This is a genomic window from Pseudomonas sp. OE 28.3, assembly GCF_014268205.2.
GTDB classification, from domain to species: domain Bacteria; phylum Pseudomonadota; class Gammaproteobacteria; order Pseudomonadales; family Pseudomonadaceae; genus Aquipseudomonas; species Aquipseudomonas edaphica.
In genome coordinates this window covers 596,431-615,721 of record NZ_CP077082.1, presented here as the reverse complement: position 1 = coordinate 615,721, position 19,291 = coordinate 596,431, and the positions used below count along the sequence as shown (strand labels likewise).

The 19,291-nt window shown below is 60.3% G+C and carries 12 protein-coding genes; 5 read left to right on the top strand and 7 right to left on the bottom strand.

Annotation, left to right across the window (positions count from 1 at the left end; genetic code table 11):
- Positions 1–153: 153 nt before the first annotated feature.
- From HU759_RS02695 to HU759_RS02680, 4 genes are all read right to left on the bottom strand, one after another.
- Positions 154–1,164 carry a class 1 fructose-bisphosphatase gene (locus tag HU759_RS02695; RefSeq protein WP_003237460.1) on the bottom strand — a complete coding sequence of 337 codons (1,011 nt, stop codon included), beginning with the start codon at positions 1,162–1,164 and terminating at the stop codon, positions 154–156.
- Between the two features lie 96 nt (positions 1,165–1,260).
- Complete coding sequence (locus HU759_RS02690) at positions 1,261–2,604, bottom strand: DUF3999 domain-containing protein (protein WP_186617984.1); 1,344 nt, start codon at positions 2,602–2,604, stop codon at positions 1,261–1,263.
- Positions 2,604–6,110 (bottom strand): DUF2339 domain-containing protein, encoded by a 3,507-nt coding sequence (locus HU759_RS02685; protein ID WP_186617961.1) that lies wholly within the window; start codon positions 6,108–6,110, stop codon positions 2,604–2,606. The genes HU759_RS02690 and HU759_RS02685 overlap by 1 nt, the downstream gene beginning before the upstream one ends.
- A gap of 205 nt (positions 6,111–6,315) precedes the next feature.
- Positions 6,316–8,766 carry a glycogen/starch/alpha-glucan phosphorylase gene (locus HU759_RS02680; protein WP_017138624.1) on the bottom strand — a complete coding sequence of 817 codons (2,451 nt, stop codon included), beginning with the start codon at positions 8,764–8,766 and terminating at the stop codon, positions 6,316–6,318.
- Between the two features lie 236 nt (positions 8,767–9,002).
- On the opposite strand from HU759_RS02680, the gene HU759_RS02675 reads away from it, so the two are divergent.
- Complete coding sequence (locus HU759_RS02675) at positions 9,003–9,437, top strand: YkgJ family cysteine cluster protein (RefSeq protein WP_053253906.1); 435 nt, start codon at positions 9,003–9,005, stop codon at positions 9,435–9,437.
- Between the two features lie 185 nt (positions 9,438–9,622).
- On the opposite strand, the gene typA is transcribed toward HU759_RS02675, so the two are convergent.
- A complete protein-coding gene (typA, locus tag HU759_RS02670; RefSeq protein ID WP_003217997.1) occupies positions 9,623–11,443 on the bottom strand; it encodes a translational GTPase TypA in 1,821 nt (606 codons plus the stop codon).
- Positions 11,444–11,582: 139 nt separating this feature from the next.
- Positions 11,583–13,037 carry a tRNA uracil 4-sulfurtransferase ThiI gene (thiI, locus tag HU759_RS02665; RefSeq protein WP_065930794.1) on the bottom strand — a complete coding sequence of 485 codons (1,455 nt, stop codon included), beginning with the start codon at positions 13,035–13,037 and terminating at the stop codon, positions 11,583–11,585.
- Between the two features lie 334 nt (positions 13,038–13,371).
- Between thiI and glnA the strand changes: the two genes are divergently transcribed.
- Entirely contained in the window at positions 13,372–14,778 is a 1,407-nt protein-coding gene (glnA, locus tag HU759_RS02660; RefSeq protein ID WP_017138628.1) for a glutamate--ammonia ligase, read from the top strand.
- A 70-nt stretch (positions 14,779–14,848) separates the two neighbouring features.
- Here glnA and HU759_RS02655 read toward each other — a convergent pair whose 3' ends face one another.
- Complete coding sequence (locus tag HU759_RS02655) at positions 14,849–15,088, bottom strand: DUF6124 family protein (protein WP_186617963.1); 240 nt, start codon at positions 15,086–15,088, stop codon at positions 14,849–14,851.
- 450 nt (positions 15,089–15,538) lie between these two features.
- Here HU759_RS02655 and HU759_RS02650 point away from each other — a divergent pair, with 450 nt between their 5' ends.
- The 3 genes from HU759_RS02650 to ntrC all read left to right on the top strand — a co-directional run bounded on the left by HU759_RS02650 (position 15,539) and on the right by ntrC (position 18,982).
- On the top strand, positions 15,539–16,075 hold the full coding sequence (locus HU759_RS02650) for a chorismate mutase (RefSeq protein ID WP_186617965.1): 537 nt from the start codon (positions 15,539–15,541) through the stop codon (positions 16,073–16,075).
- 388 nt (positions 16,076–16,463) lie between these two features.
- Positions 16,464–17,549: a nitrogen regulation protein NR(II) gene (gene glnL / locus HU759_RS02645; RefSeq protein WP_017138631.1), complete on the top strand. Its 1,086-nt coding sequence runs from the start codon at positions 16,464–16,466 to the stop codon at positions 17,547–17,549.
- A complete protein-coding gene (ntrC, locus tag HU759_RS02640) occupies positions 17,546–18,982 on the top strand; it encodes a nitrogen regulation protein NR(I) (protein ID WP_017138632.1) in 1,437 nt (478 codons plus the stop codon). The genes glnL and ntrC overlap by 4 nt, the downstream gene beginning before the upstream one ends.
- The last annotated feature ends 309 nt before the right edge of the window (positions 18,983–19,291 follow it).

Below are 19,291 nucleotides of genomic sequence, written 5' to 3'. Positions count from 1 at the left end.
CTGAAACGTTTCGGGGCTTCTTCTCATTCAAAACTTCAAGTCTTGAATGCTTCTGTGGCGAGGGAGCTTGCTCCCGTTCGGGTGCGCAGCGCCCGCAAGCTTTTTGGGGCCGCTTCGCAGCCCAACGGGAGCAAGCTCCCTCGCCACAGAGGTTTACTTCTTGTGATAAGCCGTCACACGCTCAACTTCTTCCTTCGAGCCCAGGAACACTGCCACACGCTGGTGCAGGCCTTCCGGCTGGATGTCGAGGATGCGCTGGTGGCCGTCAGTGGACGCGCCGCCTGCTTGCTCAACCAGGAACGACATCGGGTTGGCTTCGTACATCAAGCGCAGCTTGCCCGGTTTGGAAGGTTCGCGGCTGTCACGTGGGTACATGAACAGGCCACCACGGGTCAGGATGCGGTGTACGTCGGCAACCATCGCAGCGACCCAGCGCATGTTGAAGTTCTTCTTCAACGGGCCTTCTTCGCCGGCCATCAACTCGCCCACGTAGCGGGTCACAGGCTCTTCCCAGTGACGCTGGTTGGACATGTTGATCGCAAATTCCTGGGTGGAAGCAGGAATGGTGATGTCTTCGTGGGTCAGTACGAAGCTGCCCATTTCGCGGTCCAGGGTAAAGCCTTTGACGCCGTCACCCAGGGTCAGCACCAGCATGGTCTGCGGGCCGTAGATGGCGTAACCGGCAGCAACCTGTTCGGTGCCTGGCTGCAGGAAGGCCTTTTCGTTCAGGGCTTCGTTCTGGCTCAGGTATTCGTTAGGGCAGCGCAGTACCGAGAAGATAGTGCCGACCGGTGCGTTGATGTCGATGTTGGACGAGCCGTCGAGTGGGTCGAACACCAGCAGGTACGCGCCTTTCGGGTATTTGCCCGGGATCTGGTAGGCATTGTCCATTTCTTCGGACGCCATGCCGGCCAGGTGGCCACCCCATTCGTTGGCTTCGAGCAGGATTTCGTTGGAAATCACGTCGAGCTTCTTCTGCACTTCGCCTTGGACGTTTTCAGTGCCCATGCTGCCCAGAACACCACCCAGTGCGCCTTTGGACACGGCGTGGCTGATTTCCTTGCAAGCACGCGCCACCACTTCGATAAGGAAGCGCAGATCGGCAGGCGTGTTGTTGCTGCGGGTCTGCTCGATCAAATAGCGACTCAGGGTAACGCGGGACATGGAAGGCTCCGGAAAATGGGGGGCTTAAAAACCCGCGCAGTTTAACGCGAGTCGAGGGTTATTTCCTCTAATCAGAGGATTTAACCCCAATAGAGTTCACGGCTTGGCCGCCGGTGCACGCAACAAACTGTAGGCCATCGCCCCTAGCGCCGCTACACCCAGCAGGAGCACGGCCCACAGGCCGAGTTTCTTCCAGTCGGTGCCCGCTTCGGGTGAAACGGCAATCACAGGCGATTTGACCGTCACGTCGCCTGTGACCGTGGCCTGCCCCAAGGTCTTGATACGCTCGGCGCTGTAGTCGGGAATCAGCGTCGACAGCGGCAAGTTAGCGGCCTTTACCGACGGGTTGCCCAACGCCAGGGTAAACGGCGGCTCGCCCCGCGCCAGGAACACCAACTGCGTGGCGCGCACAGCAAAACGCAATGCCGGCGCTTCCACGCCCAGGCCGCCGCCGCGCTCGTCCACCTGCAACTTGAGTTCGCCCACGGCCACGCCTGGCAATTGCAATTCATCCTGCACCACGTCCTGGCCGTTCTGGGCCAGGCGATACAACAAGCCATTGCTCAAAGGCTGCCAGGCTTGATTGGCTTGCCGCCGCCCCGCCAACGTCACGGGCGCCAGCGTGTTGGGCTGCTTGAGCTCGACGCGCAAGCGCTCCACATGCAGCCCCGTCGGCAACTGCCAGCTGTATTCACCCGCCTTGAGCCGCGTACCCGACAACGGCTGCGACCACACCAAGGGCATTGGCAGGCTGCTGCTGGTGGAGCTCACAAGCTTGGCCGAGGTCAGCGTCGGCGCGGCCTGGCCTTGCCACAGCAGGCGCAGGTAACGCGCCGATTGCCCCGGCAGGCTCACGTCATGTTGCTCGACCCGCTCATCGGCAAACGATAGGCGCGCCACCTGGCCATCGCCCCAGGGTTCCCAGTGCTGCAGGTCATCGCTGGCTTCAATGCTGAAACGCTGGAAGCCATCCTGTTCGCGACTCCAGTCCAGGCTCAGTTGCTGCAACGGCGCCTTGATCGCGCTGGCGTCCAGTACCCAGCCACGCAGCACCTGTTTGCCGGCCTTGGACGGGCGCACTTCCAGCAGCGTGCCTTCGGCGGTGGATTTCATCACCACGTCCGGCACACTTTGGCGGGTGTCGGCGGCGTACAACGGGAACCACTTCACGTCGGCCACCGTGCGGCTTTCGGTGCGTTGCGCTGATTGGCGCGACAACGCGTAAGCCTGGGGCTCGCCGGCGGCGTTGAACACGCGCACATCACCAAGATCTGCCTGGCGCGCGCTCAATTGCACCGACAGCGGCAACTCCAGGCGATACCAAGGCCCGTTGCCACTTACCGCCAACGGCACCTGTGTGGTGAAGTCGGCGGGCGTTTCTTGCGCCCACGCCGACAACGTCGAACACATGCCCAACGCGATCACGCTCAACTTACCGATCAAGAGGATGCTCCTTCAGTTTCCAACACCGGCTCGGCGCGTTTGGGCGGCAGCGGTGCGAAGTAACCCACCACCAGCAACAGCCCGCCCACACCAATAAACGATACGATCCGCGCCAGCCCGCCACGGTTGCTCAGCTCGACAAAGAACAGCTTGGCGACCACCACCGCAATCAACGCCGCGCCGATCAGCCACACTTCGCGACGATGGCGCAGGTGGCCGCCGATCATCAGGCCCAGGGCGATCAGGGTCCAGACCAGCGACAGGCCAGCCTGCACCCACATGGACGCCAGCAAGGCATCCAGTTGGAACGGCACGCCCGCCCAATGGTGGGCGGTGCGCATCACCAAGGCCGTGAAGAAGGCAAACAGCGAAGCACCTGCGACACCTTGGGCGATCCGTTCAGCACGCAGCCCGCGCTGCGGCGCCACGCTGCGCGACCACAGGTAAGTACCCAGCAATGCGAACAGCAGGCCCACGTCCAACGGGTTGAGCAATGGCACGTACGGCAATGGTTTCGCCGTGCCGTCGCTGAAGATGTTCGCCAACCAGAACCAGCCGAGCATCAATACCGCCAGCGGCAACGCGGCCAGCACACGGTATTCACGCGGGTTTGCCGACACCGGCCACGGCCAACTGCGCGGTGCCGCCGCCAGCACCAGGTACAGGCTTGGCAGAATCGCCCAACCCAGCCAACGCCAGGCGTTGTACTCACTCGACAGCAGCAACAGGCCGTAACGCAGCTCCAGCGCCAACACACCGATCAACATCCAGCAGCCGAACACATGAGCGATGCTCAATACCTTGCCCGGCACCACCGCCGCCAAACGGCGCAGCGCGATAAAATGCACCACAAACACCGCCAACCACGCCAGCCAGCCGTAATGCGCTGCCGGGTGATAGTAATCATGGGCAGACACCAGCAACACCACGCCCGCCGCCGGCATCAGCAAGGCGCACAGCATGCCCAGAGATGCCCAGCGTAAACGTGCGGCCAACAGCGCCCAGATCGCCACGCTCACCGCAGCGATGCCAAGCAAAAATGCGCCTTGCAGCGCTTGCGGGATAAACCGCAGCACTTCGCCGATCAACGCCAATGCCCACCAGGCCGCGCCCCACACCAGCAGCAGGTCGGACAGGCGTTGCAATTTCAACACGGCAAACACCGGCGCCTGCGGCTCACGTTGCAAGCGCCAAGCGCCCACCATTGCCGCCAGGCCCAGCACCATCGGCGTCCAGAAAGCGCTGTGCGCCAAGGGCCGCAAGCCCTCGCTGTTCAACGGCCCGAGCAACTGCGGCACCGCCAACAAGAACGAAGCACCACCGATCAGTTGCAGCAGCAAACCAAACACGAAACTCACGCGTTGTTGCAGGTACAGGCTCAACCAGATGATCAGCAAGCCACTGGCCGCCCACACGCCGCTGGCGCTTTCCCATGGCAGCACAAACAGCACCGCAAGGTTGATCAGCACCAGACCCGCGAGCAGCACCACCGACAAGCCGCGCAGTAGCCGCACATCGCTGCGCACCATGTCATCGCGCGCCGCCATCAGCATGCCGCCGACCAACGCCAGGCCGATCAGCGAGGCGGTCAACAAGCCGGTCCAACCGGCACTGAATACCGCGGCCCCATCACCGCCCTGCAAGCGCAGGAGGAACAACACCCCACCGAGCAATTGCACAGCAAAGGCAGTGAACAGGAAGGTGCGCGAGCCAATGCGCAGGCCGACAAACAGCGTCAGCAGCCCGGCGATTGCCCAACTGATGGCGGTGCCTTGGGTCAGCAACAACAAGGGTGCAAGCAGGTACAAAAAGGTCAATCCCAGGCTCGCCAGCACGGGCAGGCCGGTGCGCTCCCATTGCGCCGCTTGCTCGGTCGATGCCTTGCGCAACTGATCGAAGCTGAACAACAGGGCCGCGCCCAGCAACAGCGCGCCCAGTGGTGCACCGTTGAGCAAGGTCAACTCGCCAACGCGCAGTTCGCTGAGGAACGCCAGCGCTGACCCCAACTGTAACAACAGGCCAAACGCACGAGCCAACGGCCGCTGCTGACGCAAGCCAAGCCAGAAGATCCCGGCGCCCTCCACTGCCCAGGCCGCCGCCGTCCAGCGCGCGTCGAGGCCCAGCGGAATCGCCAGGCTGGCAAAGATCACGCCCAGCGCCAGGCAAGTTTCGGCCAGCAGCAAGGCGCGCCCGCCACTCAGCAGCCGCGCCAAGCCCATGTAGATAAGGCCTAAACCGAGTGCACTGAAGGCGGCGGCAAACTCCAGGTGCTGCACCACGGCGAACTGCAAGCCAAAGCCTACCAACGGCGGGCCGAACAGCATGCTGCCATCAACATAATCACCCTTGGCCGCCGACCAGCGCAGCAGTGCCTCACGGCCTTCAGGCGCATCGCCCACTTCTTGCAGCTTGCGGCGGGCGAACAACAGGCCGATGGCCAGGTACATCAGGAAAAACAGGATCAGGAACGGCTCGGTGCTCCACAGCAGTTCCGGTGTGTAGGAGCGCATGCCCCAGGCGAAGCCTATGCCGAAGGTGCCGACAAACCCGATCAGGTTGAGCAGACGCCAGGCCTTGAACCACGCGATGGCCAGAATGCCGGCGTTGAGCAATGCAAAGTAACTGAACAGCGCCACATGATTACCGGCGCCGGTTGAGGTCAGAATCGGCGCGGCAAACCCACCCAGCGCCGCTGCGCAGGCCAGGCCGAGGGCATCCTGGGTGATCGCCAGGATGGCCGAGAACACCGTGACCGCCACCAGCAGGCCGAGTGCCGCGCCTGGGTCGATCAACGGGTGCAGGCGCATCGCAGCAAACACCGTCAGGTACAACACGGCAATCCCGGTACCCTGCAGCATCAGCCCGTAATTGCTGTTGCGCAGCCGTAACCACCAACCCAGGCCCAGCAGGCCGATGGCGGCAGCGGCAACCCCGGCGTAACGCAGTTCAATCGGCACCACCACGCCTTCGGTGGCATAACGCAGCAAGAAGGCCAGGCCAAGGAACAGCAGCACCACGCCAACGCGCAGCACGGTGTTGCCGCCGAACAGCCAATTACGGGCGCCGCCGATGGCGCGCTCGATCAGGTTGGGGCCACGGGGGATGGCAGGTTCTTTCGGTTTTGGTGCTGGGGTCCAGACGTCCTCCGGCAGTGGCTGTCTCGCCTCGGCCATCACGGCGACGGGCGCCAGTTCGGCGGGCAGCTCCCAAACAAGTTCGGGCTTGGCAACGGCAGGTGCAGGTTCAGGGATGGGGGCTTCGACAATCACGCTGTTTGTAGGCGCGGGCACTTCCAGTTGCCGCAGGCGCTCACCCAGGGCTATCAATGCCTTCTGCGTGGTCTCTAACTGAAGCGCTTGCTGGTCTGCCTGGGCGGACAGCCTCGACAGGCGAATCGCCTGACCAATGCCCAAGCCCAATAGCGCACCGAAGCCGGCATCGGTGAACGACTCATCGAGTGTCCAGCCGAGCACCAGGCCAATCAGCATGAAAATCCATTGCATGGTCGATATCCCTAAGCAGCCCGAGGCGGGCAAACCGAGGCCTAGTATATCGACGCAAAGCTAATGTGGGAGCTGCTTTTGTGGCGAGGGAGCTTGCTCCCGTTCGGGTGCGAAGCGCCCGCAATAGCCGGCGGCTGCTACGCAACCGAACGGGAGCAAGCTCCCTCGCCACAGAGGCCTGCTACCACTTGGAGGCCTGCGGTGTTTAGTCGAGGGCTTTCCAGATCTCGGTGGCGTATTCGCGGATGGTGCGGTCCGAGCTGAACCAGCCCATGCGCGCCGTATTGAGCACAGCCGAACGCCACCAGGCCTTGGAATCGTGCCAATGCGCTTCGACCCGCGCCTGGGCGTCCCAGTAGGCGTCAAAGTCGGCGCACACCAGGAAACGGTCGTAGTCGATCAACCCGTCGATCAAGCCCACATAGCGGCCTGGATCATCCGGCGAGAACACCCCGCCGCGGATCGCTTGCAACACATCGTTGAGACGATGGGAGGCTGCCACATCCGGCCCGGCGTGGAATTCACCGGCGTGCTTGCGGGCTTCCACTTGTTCGGCGCTGAGGCCGAAGATAAACATATGCTCGGCGCCCACGCGCTCGTGCATCTCCACGTTGGCGCCGTCCATGGTGCCGATGGTCAGCGCGCCATTGAGGCCGAACTTCATGTTGCTGGTGCCAGAGGCTTCAAAACCGGCCGTGGAAATCTGCTCGGACAAGTCCGCCGCCGGGATGATGCTTTCCGCCAGGCTGACGTTGTAGTTGGGCAGGAACACCACCTTGAGCAAGCCGCGCACGGTCGGGTCGTTGTTCACGGTGCGGGCGATGTCGTTGGTCAGCTTGATGATCAACTTGGCCTGGTGATAGCTGGCCGCCGCCTTGCCCGCGAAGATTTTCACGCGCGGCACCCAATCGGTGCCTGGCTCGGCGCGGATTGCCTGGTACAAGGCCACGGTGTGCAGCAGGTTGAGCAGTTGGCGTTTGTATTCGTGGATCCGCTTGACCTGCACGTCGAACATCGCCGCCGGGTTCACCGAAATGCCCAGGCGCTCGTGGATGATCTCGGCCAGTGCCCTCTTGCTGTGCAGGCGCTGTTCGGCGAAGGCTTTGCGGAACACCTGCTTCTCGGCGAAGGTCTCCAGCTCCGTCAGGCGGGTTTCCATGGTGTCGAGGATGTCCGGCCCCAGAGCCTCCACCAGCATCTCGGTGAGCTTGGGGTTGGCCTGGTACAGCCAGCGGCGGAAGGTGATGCCGTTGGTTTTGTTGTTGATGCGCTCCGGGTACAGCTTGTGCAGTTCGGAGAACACGGTGCTGCGCATCAGTTGGGTGTGCAAACCGGACACACCGTTAACGCTATGGGAGCCAAGGAACGCCAGGTTACCCATGCGCACGCGGCGGCCGTTGTCTTCTTCGATCAACGACACCGCACGCAATACGTCAAAGTCGTGGATGCCCTTGGCGCGCAGCGAGTCGATGTGCTGGGCGTTGATCAGGTAGATGATCTGCATATGCCGAGGCAGCATGCGTTCCATCAAACCGACAGGCCAGGTTTCCAACGCCTCGGGCAACAAGGTGTGGTTGGTGTAGGAAAGGGTTTCGACGGTGACATCCCACGCGGCTTCCCACGGAATGTCATGCAGGTCGACCAGTTGGCGCATCAACTCAGCCACGGCGATGGACGGGTGGGTGTCGTTGAGCTGGATCGCGGCGTGTTCGCCCAGGCTGAGTACCGAGCCGTGCATGTTCTTGTGGCGGCGCAGCAGGTCTTGCAGCGAGGCCGAAACAAAGAAGTATTCCTGGCGCAGACGCAATTCCTGCCCCGCTTCGGTGCTGTCGGCCGGGTAAAGCACTCGGGAGATGCTTTCGGCGCGAGCCACTTCGGCGACGGCGCCCAAGTGGTCACCGGCGTTGAAGCGCTCCAGGTGCAGGTCTTCTACTGCTCGGGCACGCCACAGGCGCAAGGTGTTGACGCTGGCGCCGCGCCAGCCGACTACCGGCGTGTCGTACGCCACCGCGCGAACTGTTTCGTTGGGCGTCCACACCTGGATCATCTTGCCGGAGGCATCCGCCAGGGTTTCGACGCTGCCACCAAAGCCGATCGGGTAAATCACCTCGGCCCGTTCGAACTCCCACGGGTTGCCGAAATCCAGCCAGCGTTCGGTCTGTTCCTGCTGCCAGCCGTCGACAATCGCCTGGCGAAACAGGCCGTGTTCATAGCGGATGCCATAGCCGTGGCCGGCAATGCCCAGGGTCGACATGCTTTCCATAAAGCACGCGGCCAGGCGGCCCAGGCCACCGTTGCCGAGCGCCGCGTCGGGCTCCAGCAGGCGGATGCGCTCCAGGTCCACACCCAGTTCGGACAGGGCTTCGCGGGCAATCTCCAACACGCCGAGGTTGCTCAGGCTGTCGTAGAGCAAACGGCCGATCAGGAACTCCAGCGAGAGGTAATACACCCGCTTCTGGCCTTTGCGGTAGATGCGCCGCGTGTGGTTCATCCAGTGGTCGACCATCTGGTCGCGGGCGGCCAGGGCGATGGCTTCAAACCAGTCGTGGTCGAAGGCGTGATCCGGGTCCTTGCCCACCGCGTAGGTAAGTTTGGTCAAGACAGCATCGCGGAATGCGGCTACCTCTGCTTCTCGTGCAAGCGGTTCCTGAGACATCGGTGCGACCTCGGGCGAGATTGAAGGAGTTGCTAGAGCCTAGTCGGTCTGACAGACGGTAGACGTGCTGGTTCGGCAGTTTTTTAACTCATTCACCATTGCTGGAAATTGATGCAGGGGCCGTGCCTGCTTTTCTCCCCTGCACCGTTGGAGATGAAATCTGCAAAATATTGTTCAAAAAACCACCAATCCCGGTATGATCGCGCGCCCGGATACAGCCCCACCTTGGAACCTTGATGAAGCCTCAACTGATCGCCGCCGCTGAACTCGACCGTCTCGAGACCTGGCAGAAATATTCCGCCCACATGTGCGGTGGCTGCGTGTCCAGCTGCTGCACGCTGCCGGTCGAGGTGAAGATCAAGGACCTGATCCGCATTGGCATCGTCGATGAGTTCGAACGCGGCGACCCGCCGAAGAACATCGCCAAGCGTTTGCAGAAGGAAGGCATCGTCGAGCGCTACAATTCCAAATCCGAAATTTTCACCCTGCAGCGCATGAGCAATAACGACTGCCTGTACCTGGATCGTAAGACGCGCTTCTGCACTATTTATGACAAGCGCCCGGATACCTGCCGCAACCACCCGAAAATCGGGCCGCGGCCGGGGTATTGTGCGTATAAGCCGAAGGAAGTGGTGCGCGAGACCAATTTCCGGACTCTCGACAAGTTCTGATGATCATGATGATCGTTCCCACGCTCCGCGTGGGAATGCAGCCCTGGACGCTCTGCGTCCGCCCTTAAAAGCGGGACGCGGAGCGTCCCAAGCGGCATTCCCACGCAGAGCGTGGGAACGATCAGGCATAAAAAAACGCCCCCGGCCTTTCGACCGGGGGCGTTTTTCATTCAGCCTGAGTTAACTCAGTTCTTGGCTTTCTTGGCAGCGCGGGTACGCTCGCCTTCGTCCAGGATCTTCTTACGCAGGCGGATCGACTTAGGCGTAACTTCGCACAGCTCGTCGTCCTGGATGAATTCCAGAGCCTGTTCCAGGGTGAAGCGAACAGGTGGAACCAGAGCGATGGTTTCGTCTTTACCCGAAGCACGCATGTTGTCGAGCTTCTTGCCTTTGGTTGGGTTAACGCCCATGTCGTTGTCACGGCTGTTCAGACCAACGATCTGACCGTTGTAGATCTCTTGACCGTGTTCAACGAACAGCTTGCCACGCGCCTGCAGAGTTTCCAGGGAGTAGGTCAGCGCCTTGCCGGTTTCTACCGATACCAGAACACCGTTCTGACGGCCGGACATGTCGCCGGACTTCATGGTGTCGTAGCGATCGAAGATCGAGGTCAGGATGCCAGCACCGTTGGTCAGGGTCAGGAACTGGTTACGGAAACCGATCAGACCACGCGCAGGGATGTTGTATTCCAGACGTACACGGCCTTTGCCATCCGGCACCATGTTGGTCAGGTCGCCCTTACGCAGGCCCATCTCTTCCATGACCTTGCCCTGGGATTCTTCAGGGGTGTCGATGGTCACGTTTTCGAACGGTTCCTGCTTCACGCCGTCAACCTGACGGATGATCACTTCTGGACGACCAACGCCCATTTCGAAGCCTTCGCGACGCATGGTTTCGATCAGTACCGAGAGGTGCAGCTCACCACGGCCGGAAACCTTGAACTTGTCAGCCGAGTCGCCTTCTTCAACGCGCAGTGCAACGTTGTACAGCAGCTCTTTGTCCAGACGTTCCTTGATGTTACGGGAAGTCACGAACTTGCCTTCTTTACCGCAGAAAGGCGAGTCGTTTACCTGGAAGGTCATGGAAACGGTTGGCTCGTCAACGGTCAGAGGCTTCATCGCCTCAACGTTGTCTGGCTGGCACAGGGTGTCGGAGATGAACAGCGAGTCCATACCGCTCACGCACACGATGTCGCCGGCGAAAGCTTCTTCAACGTCGATGCGGTGCAGGCCGTGGTGACCCATCAGCTTCAGGATACGACCGTTACGCTTCTTGCCGTCGGCGCCGATGGCGACAACTGGAGTGTTCGGCTTGACGCTACCACGCGCGATACGGCCAACACCGATAACACCCAGGAAGCTGTTGTAGTCCAGTGCCGAGATTTGCATCTGGAACGGGCCTTCACGGTCAACTTTTGGTGCCGGTACGTTGTCGACGATCGACTGGTACAGCGGGGTCATGTCTTCAGCCATGTCGGTGTGTTCCAGACCGGCAATGCCGTTCAGGGCCGAGGCGTAGACCACTTTGAAGTCAAGCTGTTCTTCGGTAGCACCCAGGTTGTCGAACAGGTCGAAGATCTGGTCCAGAACCCAGTCCGGACGCGCGCCTGGACGGTCAACCTTGTTGATGCACACGATCGGACGCAGGCCGGCTTCGAAAGCCTTCTTGGTCACGAAACGAGTTTGCGGCATAGGGCCGTCTTGAGCGTCAACCAGCAGCAGAACGGAGTCAACCATCGACATTACGCGTTCTACTTCGCCGCCGAAGTCGGCGTGGCCCGGGGTGTCCACGATGTTGATGTGGTAGCCGTTCCAGTTGATAGCGGTGTTTTTAGCCAGGATGGTAATACCGCGCTCTTTTTCCTGGTCGTTGGAGTCCATCACGCGCTCGTCGTTGAGCTCGTTGCGCTCCAGGGTGCCGGATTGACGCAGGAGTTTGTCTACCAGGGTGGTTTTACCATGGTCAACGTGAGCAATGATGGCGATGTTACGTAGATTTTCGATCACTTGTGTATCTCGATCAGAGGATTCGGTGTGCTGACAGGTCGTGGCAGCGATTAACAGTAGAGTCAGGCCTTGCCGTTACAGCTTGACGGCAGAGTCGGGGGGCCGGTGACGCAGGCCACAGGCAAACAGCCCCGGGCTCTTAGCTCGGTCGATAAACGCGCACATTGGCATACCCCTCACTGAGCAAATGGTGGGCATGCAGGCGACTCATCACGCCTTTGTCGCAATACAGCAGGTACTGACGGCTGTTATCCAGTTCCTTGAAGCGCGCGTTCAATGCGTAGAACGGCAGCGCTTGCACGTCGATGCCAGCGATTTCCAGCGGCTCATCCTCGGCGGCATCCGGGTGACGGATATCGACGACGATCTGGCCGGCCAGCGCTTCGCTGACTTCTTCGATTTGCACATCCTGGCCCAATTCATCGATGACACGATCGATCGGGACCAGTTTGGCGTTCTCAAGCGCACGCTCAAGAATCGCCATATCAAACTGTTGTTCTTCATACTCCACGCGGTTGCGCTTGGCGTGGGTCTTGGGGTTCACCGAAATGACCCCGCAATATTCAGGCATGTGTTTGGCAAAGTCGGCCGTGCCGATTTCTTCTGCCAGGTCGATGATGTCCTGCTTGTGGCTGGCGATCAGCGGGCGCAAGACCAGCTTCTCGGTGACGCAATCAATCAGCGACAGGTTCGGCAGCGTCTGGCTGGACACCTGGGAGATCGCTTCACCGGTCACCAACGCGTCGATCTGCAATTGATCGGCGATTCGCGACGCAGCGCGCAACATCATACGCTTCAATACTACGCCCATATGACTGTTATCGACTTTGCCGAGAATTTCGCCCAGCACTTCCTCAAACGGCACGCTTACAAATAGCACGCGCTGGGAGCTGCCGTACTTCTTCCAGATAAAGTGCGCGACTTCCATCACGCCCAATTCGTGTGCACGCCCGCCCAGGTTAAAGAAGCAGAAGTGGCTCATCAGGCCGCGACGCATGATCTGGTAGGCCGCCACCGTGGAATCGAAACCGCCGGACATGAGTACCAGGGTCTGTTCCAGTGCGCCCAGCGGGTAGCCGCCGATACTGTTGTGCTGGCTGTGGATCACAAACAACCGTTGGTCGCGAATTTCCATGCGCACTTCAATTTGCGGCGCTTTGAGGGAAATTCCGGCGGCGCCGCACTCGCGACGCAGCTTGCTGCCGACGTATTTCTCTACATCCATGGAGCTGAAGGTGTGCTTGCCGGCGCGCTTGCAGCGCACCGAAAAGATCTTGCCTTCAAGCGACTCGCCGTAGTGCTGTTTGCACTTTTCGGTGATGTCATCGAAGTCGCCCAACGGGTACTCATCGACCTGCAGGAAATGCGCGATGCCCGGCATGCAACTCAGGCGCTCGGTCATGTCCTTCAAGGCTTTGGCGTCGGTTATGCGGGTTTCCAGCTCGAGGTTGTCCCACACACCGTTCACCACCACAGCCGGGTCCAGGTCTCGGAGCACGGCACGGATGTTCTTGGCCAACTGTCGGATGAAACGCGTCCGTACGGGTCGGCTTTTGATGGTGATCTCGGGGAAGACTTTTACGATTAATTTCATGGAAACAGCGCGCGCCGGGCCTGCTGAAAAAGGGGGGCGCGGATTATAGCGGAAATCGCTCAAGGTTTAACCAGTTAATATGCATCACAGACGCAACGCACCAAAACGGGTCATTTGCGCAAATTAACGCTACATTGCAGTGCGTTATTTATTCCGCTTCAGCGGATTGCACCGTTATAGGGGCCATTTTGAGGCAAAAAGGCCATGTTGGCGCACTGGCATGCAATTTGCTCTCTTGTGAAGCAGGTTGCCTTGGTCGAGTATTCGCGCCGGCATCACCCACATTCTAAGGGCTAACTCCACTACCCCAGCCCGAAGCCACCCGGAGGACACCATGTCGAAGTCGGTTCAACTCATCAAAGATCATGACGTTAAATGGATTGATCTGCGCTTCACGGACACTAAAGGTACTCAGCACCACGTGACCATGCCGGCTCGCGACGCGCTGGATGATGCGTTCTTCGAAGAAGGCAAAATGTTCGACGGTTCCTCCATTGCCGGCTGGAAAGGCATCGAAGCTTCCGACATGATCCTGATGCCGGACGACAGCACTGCCGTACTCGACCCGTTCACCGAAGACCCAACCCTGATCATCGTCTGCGACGTGATCGAGCCTTCGACCATGCAAGGCTACGACCGCGACCCACGTGCGATCGCCAAGCGCGCTGAGGAATACCTGAAGTCGACCGGTATCGGCGACACCGTATTCGTAGGCCCGGAGCCAGAGTTCTTCATCTTTGATTCGGTCAAGTTCAAGTCCGACATCTCCGGTTCCATGTTCAAGATCTTCTCCGAACAAGGTTCGTGGATGTCCGACCAGGACATCGAAGGCGGCAACAAAGGCCACCGTCCAGGTATCAAAGGTGGTTACTTCCCGGTTCCGCCGTTCGACCACGACCACGAAATCCGTACCTCCATGTGCAACGCCATGGAAGAGATGGGCCTGGTCATCGAAGTTCACCACCACGAAGTGGCGACTGCCGGCCAGAACGAAATCGGCGTGAAGTTCAACACCCTGGTAGCCAAGGCTGACGAAGTTCAGACCCTGAAGTACTGCGTACACAACGTGGCTGATGCCTACGGCCGTACCGCTACCTTCATGCCTAAGCCACTGTACGGCGATAACGGTTCGGGTATGCACGTTCACCTGTCCATCGCCAAAGATGGCAAGAACACCTTCGCTGGCGAAGGTTATGCCGGCCTGTCCGACACTGCCCTGTACTTCATCGGCGGTATCATCAAGCACGGTAAGGCCCTGAACGGCTTCACCAACCCGTCGACCAACTCCTACAAGCGTCTGGTGCCAGGTTTCGAAGCACCGGTAATGCTGGCCTACTCGGCGCGTAACCGTTCCGCTTCGATCCGTATTCCTTACGTGTCCAGCCCTCGCGCTCGCCGTATCGAAGCGCGCTTCCCGGACCCGGCAGCTAACCCATACCTGGCCTTCGCTGCGCTGGTAATGGCTGGCCTGGACGGTATCCAGAACAAGATCCACCCAGGCGACGCCGCCGACAAAAACTTGTACGACCTGCCGCCTGAAGAGGCCAAAGAGATCCCACAAGTGTGCGGCAGCCTGAAAGAAGCCCTGGAAGAGCTGGACAAGGGCCGTGCGTTCCTGACCAAAGGCGGCGTATTCAGCGACGACTTCATCGATGCCTACATCGAGCTGAAAAGCGAAGAAGAAATCAAAGTACGCACCTTCGTACACCCACTGGAATACGAGCTGTACTACAGCTGCTGATCCGGTAGCGCTGCTTAACGCGGCGTAACGAAAAAGACCTCCTTCGGGAGGTCTTTTTTTTGCCTGGCGTTTAGCGAGCAGGGGCGTGGCGGTCGAGCAGTTTGCCCACCATCAAGGTGCCGAGGGCACTGAGCTGGTGAATGGCCAGGACGGTATCGCGGTGTTTGCCTTCCAGCGCCTCGGACAAATCAAGCAACAAGGTGCTGACCGAGGTAAAGGCTTCGAAACTGTTGATCAGCAGGGATTCGTCGTCGCTGCCAGGGTCGATGGTGAAGACGGATGGAGGCGGATTTGGCGTTGGTTTGAACATTTTCTACATTCCTCTAATGAGGCCGCCTTCGCTTCGCTACTAAACGAAAGGGTGGCGGCTGTGCGCAGGTTAGTAGACCGGTGAATGTAGAAGCCCGGCGCATCCGAGGACGCCCTGCGCACAGCCACCATCAAGCACAGATTTGGGAAATCTGATTGATGGAGAATGCACGGCCTACAATTCGAATCCAGGCTACTAAACCTGATCGCTGATGAGCAGCGACCGAGCAACCTTAGAGACGACAAGCCAGCCGTACAAGCCGGCGGATTCTGGCGCACCTGTAGGCAAGCACGCAAGTTAAGGTAGCCTCTGGCTGACACTGCCCAAAATCTGCAAACCCAATCAAAATGTGGGAGCGGGCTTGCTCGCGAAGGCGGCGTATCAGTTAATGCATCGGGTGACTGACACACCGCCTTCGCGAGCAAGCCCGCTCCCACAAGGAGATCTACGTTGAAACATAGATTTGCATTCGCCCTGTTATTCGCCTGCGCCACAGCCAGCGCAGCGCCGCCCACTCTGGAGCCTTTGCTCAACAGCATCGCCGAGCGCCTGGAGATTGCCGATCAGGTAGCCCTGAGCAAATGGGACAGCCACAAGCCCGTAGAGGACAAAAAGCGCGAACAAGAGGTGATCGCCAGCGTCGCCGCCCAAGCGCCCAACTACAAACTCGACCCTTCCGCCGCGGAGCAGTTTTTCTCGGCGCAGATCGAGGCCAATAAACTGGTGCAGTACACCCACCTGTCCGACTGGCAGTTCCAGGGCAAAGCCCCGGACGACCCGCGCCCGGATTTGATCAAGCAGATTCGCCCACGACTGGACCAACTGCAAAAAACCCTGCTGCAGCAACTGTCCGACTTCACCCCGCAGCGCACCGATCCACAGTGCCCGCAGTGGCTGGCCACCGCCGTGCATGAGCCGCTGAATGATCCGCTGCGCCAACTGGCAATGATCCGCGCCACCGCTGAGCTGTGCATCTTCAAAGATTAAAGCCTGCAAACCCAATCAAAACTGTGGGAGCTGGCTTGTCGGGACGCCGCATCGCTGCGATAGCGGCGGCACATTCAACATTGCTATCGCAGGCAAGCCAGCTCCCACATTGACCCCGCTCCTCCAGACATTTTTTCGCCAGCCATCACTTCCTGAACAACCCTCACAAAACCGCACTATATTGGTGCGACAGCCTGCACACTTCCCACCCATCCAGCCCATTTTGGTTCGATTCTTCTCGATCAAGCTGGCAGAACGCCACAGTTTCGCGCCTAAAACCCTTATTTCAGGGGTTTAACGCTTCTTTTCGGAGCCTTGGTTTGGTTTTTGCATTTTCCTTGTATCAGCGTGTGCCTCAAGCCCGCGCCTTGCTCCAAAAGAGGTCCCGATGACCATCAGCGATGCACTGCACCGTTTGTTACTCGACAACCTGACCACCGCGACCATCCTGCTCAATGACGACTTGCGTCTTGAGTACATGAACCCGGCGGCGGAGATGCTCCTGGCCATCAGTGGTCAGCGCAGCCATGGGCAGTTCATCAGCGAATTGTTCACCGAGTCGGCCGAGGCCTTGAGTTCGTTGCGCCAGGCCGTGGAGCAGGCGCACCCGTTCACCAAGCGCGAAGCGATGCTCACCGCCCTCACCGGCCAGACCCTGACGGTCGACTACGCCGTGACCCCGATTTTGAGCAACGGCGCGACCCTGCTGCTGCTCGAAGTGCACCCGCGCGACCGTCTGCTGCGCATTACTAAAGAAGAAGCGCAGCTGTCCAAACAGGAAACCAGCAAGATGCTGGTGCGCGGCCTGGCCCACGAGATCAAGAACCCGCTCGGCGGCATTCGTGGCGCGGCGCAATTACTGGCCCGTGAGCTGCCGGAGGAACACCTCAAGGACTACACCAACGTCATCATCGAGGAGGCCGACCGCCTGCGTAACCTGGTGGACCGCATGCTCGGCTCCAACAAGTTGCCGTCCCTGGCGATGACCAACGTGCACGAAGTGCTGGAGCGCGTGTGCCAGCTGGTCGAGGCCGAAAGCCAAGGCTGCATCACTCTGGTGCGCGACTACGACCCAAGCATTCCCGACGTATTGATCGACCGCGAGCAGATGATCCAGGCGGTGCTCAATATCGTGCGCAACGCCATGCAGGCCATCAGCAGCCAGAACGAACTGCGCCTGGGCCGCATCAGCCTGCGCACCCGCGCCCTGCGCCAGTTCACCATCGGCCATGTGCGCCACCGCCTGGTCACCAAGGTCGAGATCATCGACAACGGCCCCGGCATTCCTGCGGAACTGCAGGAAACCATCTTCTTTCCCATGGTCAGCGGCCGCCCGGACGGTACCGGGCTGGGCCTGGCCATTACCCAGAACATCATCAGCCAGCACCAGGGCCTGATCGAATGTGAAAGCCATCCCGGCCACACCACGTTCTCGATCTTCCTGCCATTGGAACAAGGAGCCCCCACGACATGAGCCGTAGTGAAACTGTCTGGATCGTCGATGACGACCGTTCTATCCGCTGGGTCCTCGAGAAAGCCTTGCAACAGGAAGGCATGACCACCCAGAGCTTCGACAGCGCCGACGGGGTGATGAGCCGCCTGGCTCGCCAGCAGCCGGACGTGATCATCTCCGACATCCGCATGCCCGGCGCCAGTGGCCTGGACTTGCTGGCGCGGATCCGCGAGCAGCACCCGCGTTTGCCGGTGATCATCATGACCGCGCACTCGGATCTGGACAGCGCTGTCGCGTCTTATCAGGGCGGCGCCTTTGAATACCTGCCTAAACCGTTCGATGTGGACGAGGCCGTGGCGCTGGTCAAGCGCGCCAACCAGCACGCCCAGGAACAACAAAGCCAGGAAGCCCCGCCAGCCCTGACCCGCACCCCGGAAATCATCGGTGAAGCACCGGCGATGCAGGAAGTGTTTCGCGCCATCGGGCGTTTGAGCCACTCCAACATCACCGTGTTGATCAACGGCGAGTCGGGCACCGGTAAAGAGCTTGTCGCTCATGCGCTGCACCGTCACAGCCCACGGGCGGCTTCGCCGTTTATCGCGCTGAACATGGCGGCGATTCCGAAGGACTTAATGGAGTCCGAGCTGTTTGGCCATGAAAAAGGCGCGTTCACCGGCGCGGCCAACCTGCGCCGCGGGCGCTTTGAACAGGCTGACGGCGGCACGCTGTTTCTGGATGAAATCGGCGATATGCCGGCTGACACTCAGACGCGCTTGCTGCGTGTATTGGCAGATGGCGAGTTCTACCGCGTTGGCGGGCACACGCCGGTCAAGGTCGATGTGCGCATCATTGCGGCGACGCACCAGAACCTCGAAACCCTGGTGCACGCGGGCAAATTCCGTGAGGACTTGTTTCACCGGCTGAACGTGATTCGTATCCACATCCCTCGGATGTCGGATCGCCGCGAAGACATCCCGACCCTGGCCCGCCACTTCCTCAGCCGCGCCGCGCAAGAATTGGCGGTGGAGCCGAAGCTGCTCAAAAGCGAGACCGAGGAATACCTCAAGAACCTGCCGTGGCCGGGCAACGTGCGTCAGTTGGAGAACACCTGCCGCTGGATCACGGTGATGGCGTCCGGGCGCGAAGTACACATCAGCGACCTACCGCCGGAGCTGTTGAGCCTGCCGCAGGATTCGGCCCCGGTGACCAACTGGGAGCAGGCGCTGCGCCAATGGGCCGACCAGGCCCTGGCACGCGGCCAGTCGAACCTGCTGGACAGCGCCGTACCGGCCTTCGAGCGCATCATGATCGAAACCGCCTTGAAGCATACCGCCGGCCGCCGCCGCGATGCCGCCGTGTTGCTCGGCTGGGGCCGTAACACCTTGACGCGCAAGATCAAGGAGTTGGGGATGAAGGTCGATGGCGGGGATGATGATGAGGGTGATGAAGCCTAACTGCTGATCGTTCCCACGCTCGGCGTGGGAACGCCTCCCCGGACGCTCCGCGTCCGAGGCTCACCGCAAGTTCAGATCTGTGCACTGGTGACGCGGAGCGTCACACGATGCATTCCCACGCGGAGCGTGGGAACGATCAGGTGGAGTGCACCGCTTCAATGCACCATGAACTAGCATCGCGCACATCCAGCCAGCCTGAAACACCCGCCGAATCAAGAAAACATCAAACCGCAAAAACACCAAAGCCCCGTATTCCAGGGCTTTGCGCTTTCTGGCGAAATTTTTTGGCACACATTGCAACTTCTGGCA

Excerpts from the sequence above, each read along its gene's own strand:
- HU759_RS02695 (WP_003237460.1), bottom strand. The coding sequence starts at position 1,164 with ATGTCCCGCGTTACCCTGAGTCGCTATTTGATCGAGCAGACCCGCAGC.
- HU759_RS02685 (WP_186617961.1), bottom strand. The coding sequence starts at position 6,110 with ATGCAATGGATTTTCATGCTGATTGGCCTGGTGCTCGGCTGGACACTC.
- HU759_RS02680 (WP_017138624.1), bottom strand. The coding sequence starts at position 8,766 with ATGTCTCAGGAACCGCTTGCACGAGAAGCAGAGGTAGCCGCATTCCGC.
- HU759_RS02675 (WP_053253906.1), top strand. The coding sequence starts at position 9,003 with ATGAAGCCTCAACTGATCGCCGCCGCTGAACTCGACCGTCTCGAGACC.
- thiI (WP_065930794.1), bottom strand. The coding sequence starts at position 13,037 with ATGAAATTAATCGTAAAAGTCTTCCCCGAGATCACCATCAAAAGCCGA.
- glnA (WP_017138628.1), top strand. The coding sequence starts at position 13,372 with ATGTCGAAGTCGGTTCAACTCATCAAAGATCATGACGTTAAATGGATT.
- HU759_RS02655 (WP_186617963.1), bottom strand. The coding sequence starts at position 15,088 with ATGTTCAAACCAACGCCAAATCCGCCTCCATCCGTCTTCACCATCGAC.
- glnL (WP_017138631.1), top strand. The coding sequence starts at position 16,464 with ATGACCATCAGCGATGCACTGCACCGTTTGTTACTCGACAACCTGACC.
- ntrC (WP_017138632.1), top strand. The coding sequence starts at position 17,546 with ATGAGCCGTAGTGAAACTGTCTGGATCGTCGATGACGACCGTTCTATC.